The organism is Burkholderia sp. AU6039 (assembly GCF_002223365.1).
Lineage (GTDB): Bacteria > Pseudomonadota > Gammaproteobacteria > Burkholderiales > Burkholderiaceae > Burkholderia.
Genome location: NZ_NKFK01000052.1, coordinates 1 through 15,566, shown reverse-complemented (window position 1 = coordinate 15,566; position 15,566 = coordinate 1). Strand labels below are relative to the sequence as shown.

The window sequence follows — 15,566 nt, the reverse complement described above, 5'->3', positions numbered from 1 at the left end:
TCACGAACTCAGACGATACAGACGGATTGCGGACGTGCGAGTTCCGCCATCCGATTGAGCACGCCCACGCGAACGGCAACCTCGGTGGCTTGCGTGTCGGTGCTGCGTGCCCACAGGCATGGACCCGTGAGCGTCTTGAACCGGTACATCGCGTTCTCGGCCAGCGAACGACGGTGATAGCCGCTTTGTTGCTTCCATTCGCGCCGGCTACCTTGTTCAATCGCATCGATTGCCTCGTTGCGCTGAGCCCCGCCGGGCGTGGCCGGTGGCCAGTGAACCGCACCTTCACGAGGCGGAACCGAGGGCGCGGCGCCGCGCGCGGTGATTGCCTCGTAGCAAGCCTGCGTGTCGTACGCGCCATCGCCACCGATCGTATCGATGGGCTCGTCGGCCGGGATCTGATCCAGCAGTTCAGGCAACACTTCGCCGACCGCGACGTCCTGGTGCGTCATGAGCGCAGCGCGCAGCTGGCCGGTGTTCGCGTCAAGCGCGAGATGCACTTTGCGCCATGTGCGGCGCTTGGAGTAACCGTGCTGGCGAACCTTCCACTCGCCTTCGCCGTAGACCTTCACGCCAGTACTGTCGATCACCAGATGCAGCCGCTCGCTACTGCGCACGACCGGCAGCTTTACCAGCAGCGTCTGGGCGCGACGTCACACGGTCGTGTAGTTCGGTACCGGCAAATCGGCGAAAGCCAGGTCACGCAGGCTTTGTGCGAAGCCTTGCACGGCACGCAACGGAAGATGGAAAACGGTCTTCAGTCCGAGCAAGGCCTGAATCAGCACATCGCTGTACAGCCGCGGACACCCCCGCGTGGGCGCGATGTCGGGCAGGTTCGCAAGAGCGTCGTCGTCAACCCACATCGTGATGTTGCCTCGGTTGATCAGGCCGGCGTTGTATGCCGCCCAGTTTCTGACACGGTATTTCGCCTTCGGCTCCTGCGTCCCGCTCTTGTCCTTGCGCATGTTCTCGCACGCAAAGATCGAGAATCTACGAAGGATGCCGAATTGTTAACAGAGGCATCGCTCAGGCTGTTGTGCGCAAACGTCATCGCCACGGGTGGGATTAATGCAACAACGCCGCCAGGAGTCACTCATGGAGCGATCCCGACGATCAAATCGTTTTCCGGATGACGGACATGGTTTTCGTTCGAGCCATCTTCGGATGACTTCGCAACGAAACCGGAATGTAATGCCCCTTCGCACCGGAAAACGAAGCGTTTGTAAAAAACACGAATCTTTCCGATGCGGTGGCATGGTTTGCCTTGCACGGGATGAAAAAGCAGACATGCATTGATCATCCGTTGTCACGGTTGGGACGCGCGATGCGAGCGGAATAGATTGGGGGAAGTCGATGTTCAAAGGAATCTCTGACGCACTACGAAACATTGATCGAACGATTGATCGGGTCGTCAACGAGGTACGTATCGGCTCGCAGTCGCGTCCGATGCAAGGTCCATTGGGTCTGCTGTCTGCGCTCGCGTCACAAGCGCGCGGCATGTCTGCCGGCACTAGCCAGCCACGGCGCCGCCCGCTGCCTGATTTGGCGGCATATCAATGGCGTTCCGGCCCGGCACCTGTCCGGTCTTATCCGACCGAACCAGCTGCGAGTCCGGCGCATCTGTTCGGCGGCCCCGTTTTTCCATTCGCGCGGGTCCCGCCGTCCTTTCAACCCGTGGCCGAACGCATGCCCGTGGGCTGGCATCGGCCTGCAGTTCACGTTTCGGGAACGGCATGGTCACCGCCGCCGGCGTTCCGGCCAGGTCACGCGTCAATCGTCGAAGGACGTCACCTGCCCACCGTACCGCGGCCAACCGCATCGGGCCACGCAGCAGTCATTCAACAGAGGCGACGAGGCTTTGGCGATCTTCAACCTCCTGCCAGCCCGGGGGAGGCCAATGCACAGTTGCGTCTCGCGCTTGAACAGAGTCGCACGGAGGCCTTGCTGAAGAGTCTGCCCGTCATCGACGAGCATTTCGACGCGGCCGCGACTGCCGGCGGGACGAGCTTCACCGACTGGGAAGATCTGGGCGCCGACATGCAGCGGGTCTATCCGGACAAGCTGGCGTACTACCGGGAAGTCATCGTCAGGCAGACGACTACGTCGCACATCCAAAGCGCGCTCGCTCGGGCAGGAATGCGATCCATACCCAATGACGGCATGACGAATGGCGGCCGCAATAACTGCTTTCTGATTTCGCTCTTGCAGCATGCGACGGGCGACTTTCGCTCGTCGCACTCGGCCCGAGTCGATCAGTATCGCAGTATCCTGAGCGCCGCTTCGCACCTCGATCTCGCCGGAAACGAGAAAATTTCCACGGGTAGCAAAGCCGCGCGTGCGTTGGTCGATCTGATCAACGGCGATCCGGATGTCCAGCCGAAACTGCGCGTCGAGGTCATGTCGGAACTGAACGGGGTCGTTCACCGGGACCGCCTCGGGTCCGAAGCGATGAATGCGCGTACCGTCGTCATCTGGGACAAGGGCGGCCATTTCGAGGCCGTGGCCTGAACGCTGATACCGCTTTTGGATGATCATGTGGGCCACATATCACCGTCCTCGACGATGCGTTCACCGCCTAATCGAGCGAATCGGCGAGCGCCTGCCTGAGTTCATCCCGGAGCGTGCGCGAGCGTAGCGTCTTTATCCTGACCAGTGCGTCTTCCATGAGTCTCTGATGGTGCCGTCGCGGCTGACTGCCAATTGCCGTCATGAGCGCAACCAGCGGAGCGCGCCGGTATCTGTCCGGCAGTTTGTCCATGATGTCGCCCAGAACGGCTGAAAAGGGTGGCGGATTCAACGGAATGGTCCGGCAAGCGAATCCGTTCGGCCGCTCTGTGGCACCCCCGACATGCTGTATGTCGATCACGGCTGCGACTTATCGAGTCTACACCTCGATCAGGTCGCCGCCGAGCTGCGTATCGAACTGGTCTATTCGGCGATCGGCCGGCCTCAGGGGCGCGGGAAGGTAGAACGGCTGTTCGGCACGCTGAACACTGAACTGCTTCCGGACCTGCCCGGCTATCTTTGGGGTGGCAAGCCTGCCACGTCACCCAGACTGTCCCTGTCGGAACTCGATGCCGCAATCGGCACTTTTATCATCGGCACCTATCATGGGCGCGTGCATGGGGAAACGGGCGTGATGCCCCTGCGAGCGTGGCTGGGTGACGGCTGGCTGCCTCGCATGCCCGACAGCCTCGAAGCGCTTGACGAGCTGCTCGTGATGGTCGCCAAACCTCGTGTCGTTCATCGAGATGGCATCCATTTCCAGGGGTTACGTTATCTCGATCCGACGCTTGCCGCCTTCGTCGGCGAACCGGTCACGATCCGCTACGACCCGCTACGACCCGCGTGATCTCGCCGAAATCCGGGTGTTTCACCGCAACCGCTTCTTGTGCCGCGCGATCTGTCCGGAGCACGCCGGACAGGCGCTGACGCTGAAGGACATCCAGTCGGCCCGTACCCAGCATCGCCGCTCACTGAGCAAGCGCATCAATGCGCGGCTGACGCGCGTTGCCGATTTCCTGCCGGATCAGGCGCGCCGTTCTCAACAACCACCGGGGACACTCCCGCCAAATCACCGAGGCTTCGCACCTACCGCGAAGGCAAGGAATGACGGCCGGTTCCTCCGGGCGGCGTGGCAAGCCGTTCATCGTCACGGCCGAGTACCGGCGGTTCAGCGAATTCGCGGTTGCCGTGCGCCGTCACCGCTATATCGGCCTGTGCTACGGACCGGCCGGAGTCGGGAAAACGCTGTCTGCCAGACGATATGCGCACTGGGACCTCGCCGAGCCGTTGCTGCTGACATGGGGACCGCGCGATCGCTCCGACGCCAGGGTCTATGCAGCGCTGGCCCGGTCGCGAGCGGTGTTCTATACACCGACCGTCGGCGGCCTGCAGACCGAGTTCCGCAAGGAAATCAAGCTGCTCAGTGATCGCGTGAGTTGCTGCATCGATCAGGCTGTTCGCACCGGGCCTGTCAGGCCTGTCAACGCGGATCTGGCTCGCGCGGAACTGTTCATTCTTGACGAGGCCGAGCGCCTTTCCACGTCGGCGCTTGAGTACGCACGTGGTCTCGTCGACCGGGCGAACATTGGCCTGATCCTCATCGGCATGCCCGGAATCGAGAAGCGCATGGCGCGCTATCCGCAACTCTTCAGTCGTGTGGGTTTCGCCCATCACTATCGACCGCTCCAGAACGATGAACTGACGTTTGTACTCGGCCGTCACTGGCGACGACTTGGGCTCAGCATGGACGAGGCTGACTTCACCGACAGCCGGGCTATTGCGGCAATCGTACGAATCACGGGTGGAAACTTTCGTCTGCTGCACCGGCTGTTCATGCAGATCGAACGCATCCTGCGCATCAACGAGCTGACCGTGATCACCGAGGAAGTGATCGATGCGGCTCGCAGCACGCTGGTCATCGGCGCCACATAGCGCTGAAAAAACACCGCCATTTGTCGCTGAAAGTCACAGGCAAAGGCCGATACAGGAGAAGAACTGGTTGCGTCGGCGAATCAAGCGTGGCGAGCCGCAGATCGGGGATGACTCGGGCGAATGTCCCTGTTGCCATCGGATGCAGAAGAACAAATGGCACGCGCACATCGACAATCGGCGGTGCGGATACTCGCGAGTTCGGATTGCAGGACACAGCTTCGCATCAGCCGAATGATCAGTCGCATCGATCCAGTGCCAGCAGGTGAATCGGACCACATGCGATCGACCCGATTGGGTTCTATCCGACTGCGTCGTCACCGCGGCGAGGCATTTGAATCATTGTTCGTCAGATAGCCGTTCGCGATCGCACATGGCCGCGCCGTTGCAATATCGAATCGACACGACAATAAAACAGGAATCCATATCATTTTAATTTAATCGACGATCTTCGTGAAGGCCATGAAAGTTTCATGTCCAGCCGCGATAGTGGCTGTACTCCATCCACTATCTGATCGATCCAGAGCGATGTCGACTCGTGCCCCCGACGCATTATCCGCCCCGCCGCCAATGTATTCGGCGGCGGAAACGGCTGATACGCCAGCCATTGCACCGTCGACAGCAGAGAACACCGACGCGGGTCGGGATACCGGCGTCCTCGCAGCGCTGAGATCCGGCGTGACGTCGCGCGCACGATCGGTCGCCAATGCTTTTGCTCGCCCGAAGCGAGTGGACCTTCCGATGGACTTTACGGCGCTGTCGATGCTCACCGTCGGCACGAAAGGCCCGCTGGTCCTGCCGCACCATACGAAAGCACCGTCCAGGAAGGTCGTTGTCCCGCCGCCGGCATTATCCGAGGCGACGAATGCTGCGTTGCTTGCCGACGCGTCTCCGAAGCGCGCAATGCGCAAACCGGTGCGGTCGATGCAGAAGGCGCTCGGCGGTTTTCGGGCAAACGCTCCCGCTGCGGCGCTAGCCGAGGTCCATACCGACGATTTCGATGCGGTTGCCGGGACGGCACACCGATGCTTCGCGGGCAACGACGCCGCTGGAATCGACCGTCTCGTCGCCGATGTCAGGCAGGCCGCCGCACCGGGCGTGTCGGCACAGCAAAGCGAATTGCTGATTGTTGCACTTTCCGAGGCGACGTCCGCACATTCGGGGCTTGCCAGGCGCGTGTTGCTTCGCATGCGGCAGGGCTTGACGATTCAGCCGCACCAGACGCGGGGGGCGGGGTTCATCGACAATCGTCTCACGGCGCTTGCATGGAGAACGGCGCAGAAGCTCGCCGCGACGACGCATGGTTACGAGTGCGCGCGGGCACTGGCCGGCCGGAACTGGCCGGCCGGGGACAGTGGGGCGCGGTACGCTCCACGGGTGTGGCTGCAAGCCGCCGATCATCTGGTCGACTCGACGCGGTGCGAGGCAGATCCGGCCGCGATCGACCGTATGGCGCAGTCATTGGCCGACGATGCGTCGGCTACGCCTCGAGCTCATGCTGCATGGATCGTGCGTGCAGCTTCGCAGCTGTGGAGGATCGGGAGCGCCGACGGAATGAGCGCAGCGGACAAAGGCGCATTGCTCGCTGGGCGCCAGGGCTACTTCATGGACGGACCCGGGACGCCGTTAGCCGCGACGAGGAGCCGGATGGCACACTTTCTGAATCATACGATTCCGTACGCCACCTCGGATCACGTCGATCCGGTTCCCGATGAACACGGCGATGCCATACCCGTTGCGTCGAGGCGCTCGAAGATGGCCGCCGCGATCCGGCCGTTCGGGTATCGGAAAAGCGCTGTCGCCGCGATGCGCGACGGCGTGCAGGGCGCAAGCCTCGGCACTTGGGAAAAGGACAAAAAGCTGCTCAACGACGCAATGCGCGACGTCTTCGTTGCACTGGACGAGCGCGTCGTTGCCCGCGACGACCGCACATCGGGCAGCAGAAAGCTGATGAAGGACAGCCATGCGATTCACCTGATCGTCGGCGCGGCCGAACGCGCCGTCCTTGCGGAACTCTCTCGCACAGGGGATGGCGCGTCCAGAGAAGATCGCCAGTCCGTCGAGTACGGGATGAAGTTCAACGACGACACGATCGGGCTCATCGCCGAGCGTGTCGTGCACACACTCGACGATACGACGATCGAGCGTCTCGCCCGGCTTGGCGGGCAGAATGCCGGTAACCGCGACGCGTCGAACGATGGCCGCCCAACCCCTCGTGAAGCGCGCGTGCGCCGGCTGCTCACTGCGTTGCGCGACCAGCTCGCGACGGCCGACAGCAGTCTGCGCGCCCGCGCCCGCATGCTCAAGCGCGTGCGCAAATACCTGATCGGCGGATCGGACGTGCTGGATGCAGAAAAGATCGCGCTCTGGCGCAGGCGTATCGGCGATGACGTGCCTGCCGACGTGAGCCGCCAGGTAGATGCGATCGACCGGATTGCGCTGGGGAAGGCGATCACGCCGCGCGGCACGAGGACGGATGATTTTCGCGATGCGGGCGACCGGATGATCGACACGCTTGAAGGCAGCGGCAAGGTGGTCTTGACCGACGGTGGCGTAGTGGGCGCGAGTACGCGCGGCATCAGCGCGGTCGCCGCGTCGTTCCCGTGGCTGGTGCCACGGCTCAACCTGAAGGCGTCGCGGGGACGTCAATCGGTACTCGAGTTCAGCCGGAGTACGGCCGCGTACAAGATCAGCTTCGGTACGCAGCGCCGAAACCACTACGAGGCAGGTGGCGGCGTTCAGGTGGGGCACAACATTCAGATCGCGCGCGGCGCGGGAAACGTCGATATCGGGCACGAATGGGACGATGCGAGCCAGCGCACGGTCGATCTTAGCATTGCCCGCCGCCTGAATGCCGACGGCGACGCGTACGACGACCGCGCCGCCAGGACGCAACTCAAGGCGGTCAACCGATATCTGTTTGACAACGCGGGCCGCGGTAAAAGCGAACGGACGCTATGGAACGAGCTCGGTAGTCGTTTTTTCGACAACGACGCATTCACGGTTTCTTGGAATAACCAGCACAGTACATTGCGGCAGGTCGATGCCACCGTCGATATTCGAGCCGGAGTCAAGATCGGCGCCGGCCAGTATTCGGCGCGGGCGAACGGGGTAGTTGGGGGCACGTATCGATGGGTGCGCCGCGCGGAGCTGGATTCGGTCGATGAAAGCGGTCAGACCAGAATCGAAGGGCATCGGGTCGGCAGCGGTCATCGGGTTGGCGTTCACGTGGACGTGAGCAGCAGCGTCGGCGATCAGCAGAGCCTGCAGGAGGACGCGTCCGATCCGACCGACGTGGCGACCGTGTCGATGCTCACCCCCAATATCATCGGGCTCCAGTTAGCGGTGCACGATTCGTTCCACCAGGCAAAAGCGACGCTCGCGCGCGAACGCGGCAAACTGCAGGTTCGTTCGTCCAACGCAGACATCGAATTCGCGAACTTCGATCAATACAAGCGGGCATTGCGCGGCGACCCCGCGTGGATGCTGGCCTTCGGGGCGACGCCCGGGGATCCGATGCCAACGGCGACGGAGCACTACGAACGGGTACTCGCAGCGGGTAGTGAAAAAATAGAAAAGTACCTGTCCCATATCGCGGAGAACCGCGTGCCGAACTTGCGCTTCGTCCTGAGGCGACGCCTTCGCGAACACGCGGCGAGCGAAGCCGACCTGCTCGATGATAGGATCACGTCATTGAGCGCAAGTCGTCGCAGCGAAGCGCGCACACATGAAATCGAAAGGCTGCGTGATCGGCGTGATGCGCTGCTCAAGCGCGTGGATTCGTGGATGCCGACGGAACTTCTGACGATACAGACGTGTGACCGGCAAGTCACCGCCGGGCTGCGGTTTGGTATTCAGATCGCGGCACAGAAAGGCGCACGCGGCGAACGTGAGGTCGCGGCACTGAAGCTTACGCCGCGCGAGGCGGATCGGCTCGATCTGAACTGGCCGCGGCACGACGTGCCGCGGGTGTGAGGGGCGACATCTTCCTGGTTGCTGGGAGGGGTATCCGTGAGTTTGACTGGAACATGGGCGAAACAGCGCTGGATTCGGCACCGCCCAGTCTTGCGGGAGGTCGAAAGGCGAAAGAACCCGGCGCGGGATCTGGATGAGCGTCACTCACTCCGGAACAGGTGTGTTATCGCTGCCGCAACGATTTCGGTGGGATGGATGCGGCCGATACGTGCGGGCTCGAGGGTCCGGCATCGGGAAACGAGCGGTACAGGCGCTCGATCGGAGCACGGACCTGCGGGGTGAGCGGCGCGACGTTCAGGTTGCGCTGATGCCACGCGAGGCGAGCGCCGGCGCGTGCATCGGCGCCCTCACGTGAAGCAGTGGTTGCGCGCAAACCCCGGGAGCACTTAGAGACGCGGCCTTTTCGTCGGCACCGCACCTTCCGGGTTTTCCGTGCGATGCGCGGTATGGCGTACCTGCTTGATGAGTTCGTCGATTGCCGTGCGCACCGTACCGTAATGCCGCGAATCAAGCTTTTGTTTTGCGGCGGCGTCCAGTTGAGCCTCCATACCGTCAAGGGCCGCTTTTCGCTGGTTGGGCGGATTGGACCAGAAATAATCTTGCCGAAACCTGTCCAGCGCGCTTTGCTCGATCCCAAGGCGGGCACCGACCTCCACCAGATCCTCCGATATCTCCAAAGAACCCTTGTTTTGCGCTGAACCCGCGCGCATGAATTCCCCGATGTAGTCCAGGACGACATCCTGCACATGAAAGGGTCGCGCAGGCCTCCGCAAGCCTTGTCCGGATTCGTCAGGTCCAGGGCTGCCGATCGTTGCACGAGGCGCGGAATCGGCCGGGCGATCGTGGTCCGACGCGCGCACACGATCTGTCGGTTCACCAGGCCGGTGTTGTTCGGCAAGCATTTCCAGTTGTTCGTCTGCAACACGCAGCGCGTTTTCGTGCCACGCGCTTGTCGGTGAAGTCTGCGTTTGCTCTTCCGCTTTCCGACGGATGCTTGCTTCGAGGGCCGCTTGCGCATTTTCGTGCCTGCTCTGCGCCGAGGCGAGCGAGCAAGCGTGACGAGGCGTCACGCCACCGAAGTGCCGTGCGAGTTCGATTGCATGTTGCGTTGTCACGAGATTGGCCCCGGCCATCTGCACGTTCGTTTCCGCAATTTTTCGTGCGTGCTGCCTCAAATCAGGCCTGGATGACGCGGCCAGCCTGGACTGGATGTCTTTGAGGAATGCCGGCTTCTCGGGCAGTGGCGGCGGTTCCGCCGTCGGTGTCGCAGGTCGTCCGTCCGTGCTCGCATTGCTCGGCTCCGGCGATGCAGACCGGCTGGAGGCGTTCGATGTACTGGGCGATGACGAGGGAGAGATGCGCGGCATGGAGTCGTCCGTTGGTTGATGAGAGCCCGCGTGCCGACGCATCGACACTTTTGGCACGTGTCTCCCGGATGCGAGGTCATGATCCGCTTCGTTCGCCGCGCTGTCCTGCCGAGTGCGAAACGATGTCTGGCTGAGCGACGCAGTAGCAGCATGAATTTCCGACGCTGCGACATCTCTGGCTCGTCCGCGAGACGCTTCATCATTTGACGAATCGCTTCGGTTGACACTTCCGGGACCATCCGAGAAATATCAGCAGCCGTTAGAGAGGTGCCGTGAGCCAGTATTGCCGAATACCCCATCAGTAACTCGGTTCGTGACCGCGGCTCGCGCCCAAGCAGGATCCAACTGAAGCGTGTCGCACTATCAATCTCGAGGATGATCTCGGGAAATTGGCCTGGCGGATGCCGTTCCGATCGAGTGCGACGGCGTGATGCTGGCCTTTACCGACATCGACGCCGACGAAGACATCGACGGCATCACGTTGTTGTGTGTCTTGCATCGCAGTTTGTGCAGAGTGAACGGATTGGCCTGCAACAACGGTGGCAAGTCTCGGCATCCACGTTACGGACGGCGTCGGGATATCCCGGCCAAACCCCTATCAGCGATCACCAGCCACCCACCAGGCCCGGTGACACCCCCCCCCGGATCATGACTGCGACTGGGGGCGAGAATCATGCCGGGCCTGGCTGGCCAAAGCCCCGATTATCGGGGCGTGAAGATAGTAACGGGGCGCCCGGGCACGAGCACGCAGGAGCCGGATCGGATCAGGGAACTGGAGCGGGAAGTGCGTGAGCTCCGGCAGGTCAACGAAATCCTGCGTAAGGCGTCAGCGTATTTCGCACAGGCGGAGCTCGACCGCTGACCGAAGTGAGGTGCCCTCAAGAAACGGATTTTTACGTACGTTAAGCCCAAACATAGCCGCCGATGCGACGAGATTAGTCCGCCTCACGTTTCAAATTGCGGGAGCCAAATGCCTCGGCGAACTGGTGGGAGCGCTTGAGATCGTCGCTGCGGAGATACATCGAGGTCGTTGCGATCGACGCGTGGCGCAGGTTGTCGCGCACAGCCGTGAGCTCGGCACCGCGTGCGAGTGCATGACTAGCGTGAGAATGCCGCATCCAGTGCGGGCTCGCGCGGCGCAATTTCTCGGCAAGAACCGGGTGCTCGTCCTGAATTTCCTCGGCAACGGTTAAGAAGAAGCGGCGCATCACACGCCACAGGCGGGCTGCGACTCGCTTATCTCGAGATCGAAATGGCAGATGCGTTGAAGCGCGTATCGGATCGAGTCGGGCACGCGTTTCCAGCCGGACTCGTTGCGAGTCAATTCGATACCCTCGAGTCGCCGGTCGGCGAGAATCGTGTGCTGCGTTTGCTCGGCTGCGACCGGAAGGAGCGGAATCTTGCGTCGGTCATTCGATGGCTGCATGGAACGATGGACGCCATCGGCACGTGACGAATTTTCGTGATAGGAGAGACGTGGTGGCAAAGGGACTGGATTTATTCGATTTGTCGGGCCGTCGGGCGCTGGTGACCGGATCATGCGCCGGTATTGGCTTTGCTTTGGCGAAAGGACTCTCCGAGGCCGGGACTGAAGTCGTTCTGAACGGACGCGACCCAGACAAGCTCGAACAAGCCGCTTCCCGGCTTCGCGCCCAGGGTATGAAGGTCCACGCAGTCTGCTTTGACGTCACGTCTCCCGATGATGTGGAGTCGGCGATCGAGAGGATCGAATGCGACATCGGCGCGATCGATATTCTGGTCAACAATGCCGGCATGCGGCGGCGGGCGCCGCTCGAAAAATTTTCCCATGTGCAGTGGGAAGAGCTGATGAAAACGAACGTGGAGAGTGTCTTCCTCGTTGGAAAGGTGGTTGGCAAATACATGATCGAGCGCAAGCGAGGCAAGATCATCAACATCTGCTCGGTTCAGAGCGAGTTGGGGCGTCCTGGCATTGCGGCGTACACCGCAAGCAAGGGTGCGGTAAAGATGTTGACGAAGGGAACGGCTATCGACTGGGGGCAGTACGGGATTCAGGTGAACGGGCTCGGGCCCGGCTACTTCAAGACCGAATTGACCGAGGCGCTGGTGAACGATGTGTCCTTCAGCAACTGGTTGATAGGCAGAACGCCATCCCGGCGCTGGGGTAACGTGGAGGCTCTCGTTGGCGCCGCCGTGTTTCTCTCAAGCGCGGCGTCGGACTTCGTCGACGGTCATGTGTTGTATGTCGATGGCGGCGTGACCGCGACGCTTTGAGCGACAATGATCAGCGCCCGGTCACGTCGTTCGCGACGAATAGTATCGTCCAAGGGCACGAATCTATGATTTTACATAAGGTGATCTAGCGATATTTCGGGTTGTAGTAGCTTTTTAGAAATGTCGTGTTCGGGGGTGCGGCGGAATTCTTGGACTATCAGGAGCTAGTCCATGTACTCATACGAAGAACGCATCCGAGCAGTCAAGCTCTACTTGAAGCTTGGAAAGCGCCTTACCGCGACCGTTCGTCAACTAGGCTATCCGACAACGAAATCGCTCGAACGCTGGTATCAGATGTACGAGCGATGTCTGGACTTGCCGAAGGAACGTATCTGCCTGAGGCCGCGCTATTCGACAGAACAAAAAAAGGCGGCCACAGACCGCTATATGACCCATGACCAGTGTCTGGCAGCAACGACAAAGGCTTTGGGGTATCCGGGGCGCGGAACGCTCGTCGCCTGGCTCGACGAGTTGCATCCTGAGCGAAAGAAACGCGTTCTTGGGAAGGCGTCGGGTATTCGGTATGCACGAGAGCTCAGGCAGACAGCGGTCATCGATCTATGCACTCGACGAGAAAGCGCAGAGGAAGTTGCTAAAAAGATTGGCGTGAGCCGCCCAACGCTGTACAACTGGAGAAATCGGTTACTCGATCAGGAGGCCGTTTCAGCCATGACACGCCGCAACGATCCGCCGCAAACCTCGGGGAAAGCGACGCTGGAGCAGCAGATCGAATCACTCCGACGAGACATTCGAAAGCTCCAGATCGAACACGACATTCTGAAGAAGGCCAACGAAATAATAAAAAAAGGCCTGGGCGTCGACCCGCAACTCCTGACGAATCGGGAGAAGACGGCGCTGGTTGATGCCCTGAAACAGACGTACACGCTGCCGGAACTCTTTGCTGAACTGGGGCTCGCCCGTAGCTCCTACTTCTATCACCGGGCACGGATACAAGTTGCCGACAAGTATGCTGGTGTACGCCTTGCCATCGCAGATATCTTTGAACTGAATCACCGCTGCTACGGATATCGCCGAGTGCGCGCGGCACTTGGCAGGCAGAAAGTCTTCATCTCGGAGAAGGTCGTCCGGCGCTTGATGAAGCAGGAACAGCTAAGCGCAGCCACAACGAGGCGACGTCGATACGGCTCTTACGCCGGAGAAATCGGTCCGGCTCCAGAGAACCTTATCAACCGGGACTTCCGCGCCGCAGCACCGAATGAAAAGTGGCTCACAGACATCACTGAGTTCCAGATTCCGGCCGGTAAAGTCTATCTGTCACCGGTCATCGATTGCTTCGATGGACTGGTGATCAGTTGGTCGATCGGTACGCGACCAGACGCCGAGCTTGTGAATACGATGCTCGATGCCGCCATCGGAGCAATCGGTAGCAGCAACAGCCGGCCCGTGGTTCATTCAGATCGCGGTGCGCATTATCGCTGGCCAGGCTGGCTTGCCCGGATACGTGAGGCTAGGTTGATTCGCTCAATGTCGCGCAAGGGCTGCTCGCCCGACAACGCGGCGTGCGAAGGCTTCTTTGGAAGGCTGAAAACGGAACTGTTTTACTCTCGAGACTGGCGGACCGTCAGCACCGACCAGTTCATTGAGGTCGTTGACTCGTACATTCGCTGGTACAACGAGAAACGGATCAAGATCTCGCTTGGCGCACTCAGTCCGATTGAGTACCGGGAGAGTCTCGGGCTGAAAACATAACCCAGTCCAAGAATTCCGCCGCACCCCCTTCTAGCCATTTAGAAATGTCGCGTTTGGACCTCGGTAAGCTTGCCGGCTCCCCGTCAGATCATGGAGCCGGCGATGCACCGAACAGCTCTGGTGACATTGAACATGCGAGAACTCGACCGTCTGAAGGTAATCCGGGCCGTGGTGGATTTGGACCTGAAGCCTGGCCGCGCGGCAGAACGGCTGGGCCTGACGGTCCGGCAGATCGAGCGGCTGGTGATTCGATACCGGGAGTCTGGTGCGGCGGGCCTGGCCTCGCGCAAGCGTGGCGGTCCCGGCAACCGGCGGCTGGATGCGGAGTTGGCCCAACGGGCGCTGACGATCATCCGCGATCGCTACGCCGATTTCGGACCGACATTGGCCTGCGAGAAGCTCTGGGAATGCCACGGCATTCGGTTGGCCAAGGAAACGGTCAGGAGGCTGATGACGGACGCTGGCTTGTGGATTCCACGTCGGCAGCGACCGCCGAAGGTGTACCAGCCGCGAGCACGTCGGGCCTGCCTGGGCGAATTGATCCAGATCGACGGCAGCGATCATCGGTGGTTCGAGGAACGGGCGCCGGCCTGCACGTTGCTTGTCTATGTGGATGACGCAACGAGTCGGCTGATGATGCTGCACTTCACGCAGACCGAATCGACCTTCAGCTACTTCGAGGCGACGCGAGCGTACATCGAACGTCACGGCAAGCCGGGGGCGTTTTACAGCGACAAGTACAGCGTGTTCCGCAACGTAACGCCAGGCAAGACTGGTAATCGAGTGACGCACTTCGGCCGCGCGATGTACGAGCTGAACATCGACGCGTTCTGCGCAAACAGCAGTCCGGCCAAGGGGCGAGTCGAGCGAGCACATCTGACTCTGCAGGATCGCTTGGTCAAGGAGATGCGCTTGCGCGGGATCAGCACGGTGGTCGACGCCAACGCTTACGCACCCTCCTTCATGGCCACTTACAACGCGCGGTTTGCGAAGCCGCCGAAGAGCGACTTCAATGCGCACCGACCGCTGCGCGCCGATGAGAATCTTGACTTGGTGCTGACCTGGCGCGAGCCGCGGAAAGTGACGAAGTCGCTCACAGTACAGTACGACCGAGTGATGTATTTGCTGGACGATACACCGGAGAATCGGCAACTGATTGATCGAACGATCGAGGTTTGGGAGTACCCGGATGGGCGGATCGAACTCCGAGCAGAGGGTCGCGTGTTGCCCTGCAGGCAGTACGACCGACTGGCCGAAATCGATCAAGGCGCCATCGTCGAACACAAGCGTCTGAGTCACATGCTGCAGATCGCGCAAGCGCTTCAAGCGCAACGCGATAACAGCCGAATCGGTAAGGCACCGTCTCGAACGCATCGAGGCGACTCGACCAAGGCGAATCGCAACACCATGCAGCCGAACAAAAAGAAGCAGCGTGAGTTCACGCAGGCCGATGTCGAGCAGGTGATCGTAGATCTAGCTGAACACCGACAGGCACAGAATCAACCCCGCAAACCTGGCCGGCGGTCTGCGAAGGCCAACGCGGTAAGCGTAAGCGCCCTGCCCGATCAGGACCAAATCTTCGACACGGCGTGATCCGGAAGCCCAAGAGAAACAAATCCTGAACCCTTGAAAACACGACATTTCTATTTAGCTGGCGCCACGACATCTTGAAATGGCTACGACACGGGTTGTAGTGGCTATGACCCGCCCCCGGTTTTAGTCCGAACTGCAGTTAGAGTCCGAGGTTAAAAACTGCTGCTTTGCATCGTGCGCCCGCGCGAACTGCACCGGCGTCAGATAGCCGAGTGAACTATGAGGCCGCTCGGT

Annotated in this window: 11 protein-coding genes and 4 pseudogenes; 9 read left to right on the top strand and 6 right to left on the bottom strand. The window is 60.9% G+C overall.

Annotated features, from left to right (window positions below):
* Window positions 1-8: 8 nt before the first annotated feature.
* Window positions 9-965: pseudogene (locus CFB39_RS39110) on the bottom strand (IS5 family transposase).
* Window positions 966-1,941: 976 nt separating this feature from the next.
* Between CFB39_RS39110 and CFB39_RS39105 the strand changes: the two are divergent.
* Window positions 1,942-2,508, top strand: a complete 567-nt coding sequence (locus tag CFB39_RS39105; protein ID WP_089477044.1) for a hypothetical protein — start codon at window positions 1,942-1,944, stop codon at window positions 2,506-2,508.
* A gap of 67 nt (window positions 2,509-2,575) precedes the next feature.
* Here the strand turns inward: CFB39_RS39105 and CFB39_RS40075 are convergent, their stop codons facing one another.
* On the bottom strand, window positions 2,576-2,758 hold the full coding sequence (locus tag CFB39_RS40075) for a hypothetical protein (RefSeq protein WP_144030424.1): 183 nt from the start codon (window positions 2,756-2,758) through the stop codon (window positions 2,576-2,578).
* Window positions 2,759-2,848: 90 nt separating this feature from the next.
* On the opposite strand from CFB39_RS40075, the gene CFB39_RS39100 reads away from it, so the two are divergent.
* The 3 genes from CFB39_RS39100 to CFB39_RS39090 all read left to right on the top strand — a co-directional run bounded on the left by CFB39_RS39100 (window position 2,849) and on the right by CFB39_RS39090 (window position 8,409).
* Window positions 2,849-3,352: a Mu transposase C-terminal domain-containing protein gene (locus CFB39_RS39100; RefSeq protein ID WP_089477043.1), complete on the top strand. Its 504-nt coding sequence runs from the start codon at window positions 2,849-2,851 to the stop codon at window positions 3,350-3,352.
* A 257-nt stretch (window positions 3,353-3,609) separates the two neighbouring features.
* On the top strand, window positions 3,610-4,437 hold the full coding sequence (locus CFB39_RS39095; protein ID WP_089477042.1) for an AAA family ATPase: 828 nt from the start codon (window positions 3,610-3,612) through the stop codon (window positions 4,435-4,437).
* Window positions 4,438-5,175: 738 nt separating this feature from the next.
* Entirely contained in the window at window positions 5,176-8,409 is a 3,234-nt protein-coding gene (locus CFB39_RS39090) for a hypothetical protein (RefSeq protein ID WP_089477041.1), read from the top strand.
* Between the two features lie 386 nt (window positions 8,410-8,795).
* Here CFB39_RS39090 and CFB39_RS40065 read toward each other — a convergent pair whose 3' ends face one another.
* The gene (locus CFB39_RS40065) at window positions 8,796-9,542 is read right to left on the bottom strand and encodes a hypothetical protein (protein ID WP_144030423.1); all 747 of its coding nucleotides are present in this window, start codon (window positions 9,540-9,542) and stop codon (window positions 8,796-8,798) included.
* Between CFB39_RS40065 and CFB39_RS40060 the strand changes: the two genes are divergently transcribed.
* The gene (locus CFB39_RS40060) at window positions 9,529-9,795 is read left to right on the top strand and encodes a hypothetical protein (protein WP_144030422.1); all 267 of its coding nucleotides are present in this window, start codon (window positions 9,529-9,531) and stop codon (window positions 9,793-9,795) included. The two genes, CFB39_RS40065 and CFB39_RS40060, sit on opposite strands and share 14 nt — an antisense overlap.
* Window positions 9,796-9,955: 160 nt before the next feature.
* Here the strand turns inward: CFB39_RS40060 and CFB39_RS39080 are convergent.
* From CFB39_RS39080 to CFB39_RS39070, 3 pseudogenes are all read right to left on the bottom strand, one after another.
* Window positions 9,956-10,201, bottom strand: a pseudogene (locus CFB39_RS39080) (Tn3 family transposase); the annotation flags it as partial.
* A pseudogene (locus CFB39_RS40055) lies at window positions 10,165-10,332 on the bottom strand (IS110 family transposase); the annotation flags it as partial. The pseudogenes CFB39_RS40055 and CFB39_RS39080, both read right to left, overlap by 37 nt.
* A 379-nt stretch (window positions 10,333-10,711) precedes the next feature.
* Window positions 10,712-10,996, bottom strand: a pseudogene (locus CFB39_RS39070) (tyrosine-type recombinase/integrase); the annotation flags it as partial.
* Between the two features lie 32 nt (window positions 10,997-11,028).
* Here CFB39_RS39070 and CFB39_RS40565 point away from each other — a divergent pair.
* The 4 genes from CFB39_RS40565 to CFB39_RS39055 all read left to right on the top strand — a co-directional run bounded on the left by CFB39_RS40565 (window position 11,029) and on the right by CFB39_RS39055 (window position 15,332).
* Window positions 11,029-11,229, top strand: a complete 201-nt coding sequence (locus CFB39_RS40565) for a hypothetical protein (RefSeq protein ID WP_179257827.1) — start codon at window positions 11,029-11,031, stop codon at window positions 11,227-11,229.
* 23 nt (window positions 11,230-11,252) lie between these two features.
* Entirely contained in the window at window positions 11,253-12,029 is a 777-nt protein-coding gene (locus CFB39_RS39065; protein WP_373452778.1) for an SDR family NAD(P)-dependent oxidoreductase, read from the top strand.
* Window positions 12,030-12,200: 171 nt separating this feature from the next.
* On the top strand, window positions 12,201-13,739 hold the full coding sequence (locus CFB39_RS39060) for an IS3 family transposase (protein ID WP_089477036.1): 1,539 nt from the start codon (window positions 12,201-12,203) through the stop codon (window positions 13,737-13,739).
* 102 nt (window positions 13,740-13,841) lie between these two features.
* Window positions 13,842-15,332: an ISNCY family transposase gene (locus CFB39_RS39055; protein WP_089477035.1), complete on the top strand. Its 1,491-nt coding sequence runs from the start codon at window positions 13,842-13,844 to the stop codon at window positions 15,330-15,332.
* Window positions 15,333-15,566: the final 234 nt, after the last annotated feature.

Bases quoted from the DNA above. Each gene is read 5' to 3' on its own strand.
- CFB39_RS39060 (WP_089477036.1), top strand. From the start codon at position 12,201: ATGTACTCATACGAAGAACGCATCCGAGCAGTCAAGCTCTACTTGAAG.
- CFB39_RS40065 (WP_144030423.1), bottom strand. From the start codon at position 9,542: ATGGCCGGGGCCAATCTCGTGACAACGCAACATGCAATCGAACTCGCA.
- CFB39_RS39055 (WP_089477035.1), top strand. From the start codon at position 13,842: ATGCACCGAACAGCTCTGGTGACATTGAACATGCGAGAACTCGACCGT.
- CFB39_RS39100 (WP_089477043.1), top strand. From the start codon at position 2,849: ATGCTGTATGTCGATCACGGCTGCGACTTATCGAGTCTACACCTCGAT.
- CFB39_RS39095 (WP_089477042.1), top strand. From the start codon at position 3,610: ATGACGGCCGGTTCCTCCGGGCGGCGTGGCAAGCCGTTCATCGTCACG.
- CFB39_RS40075 (WP_144030424.1), bottom strand. From the start codon at position 2,758: ATGGACAAACTGCCGGACAGATACCGGCGCGCTCCGCTGGTTGCGCTC.
- CFB39_RS40565 (WP_179257827.1), top strand. From the start codon at position 11,029: ATGGCAGATGCGTTGAAGCGCGTATCGGATCGAGTCGGGCACGCGTTT.
- CFB39_RS39090 (WP_089477041.1), top strand. From the start codon at position 5,176: ATGGACTTTACGGCGCTGTCGATGCTCACCGTCGGCACGAAAGGCCCG.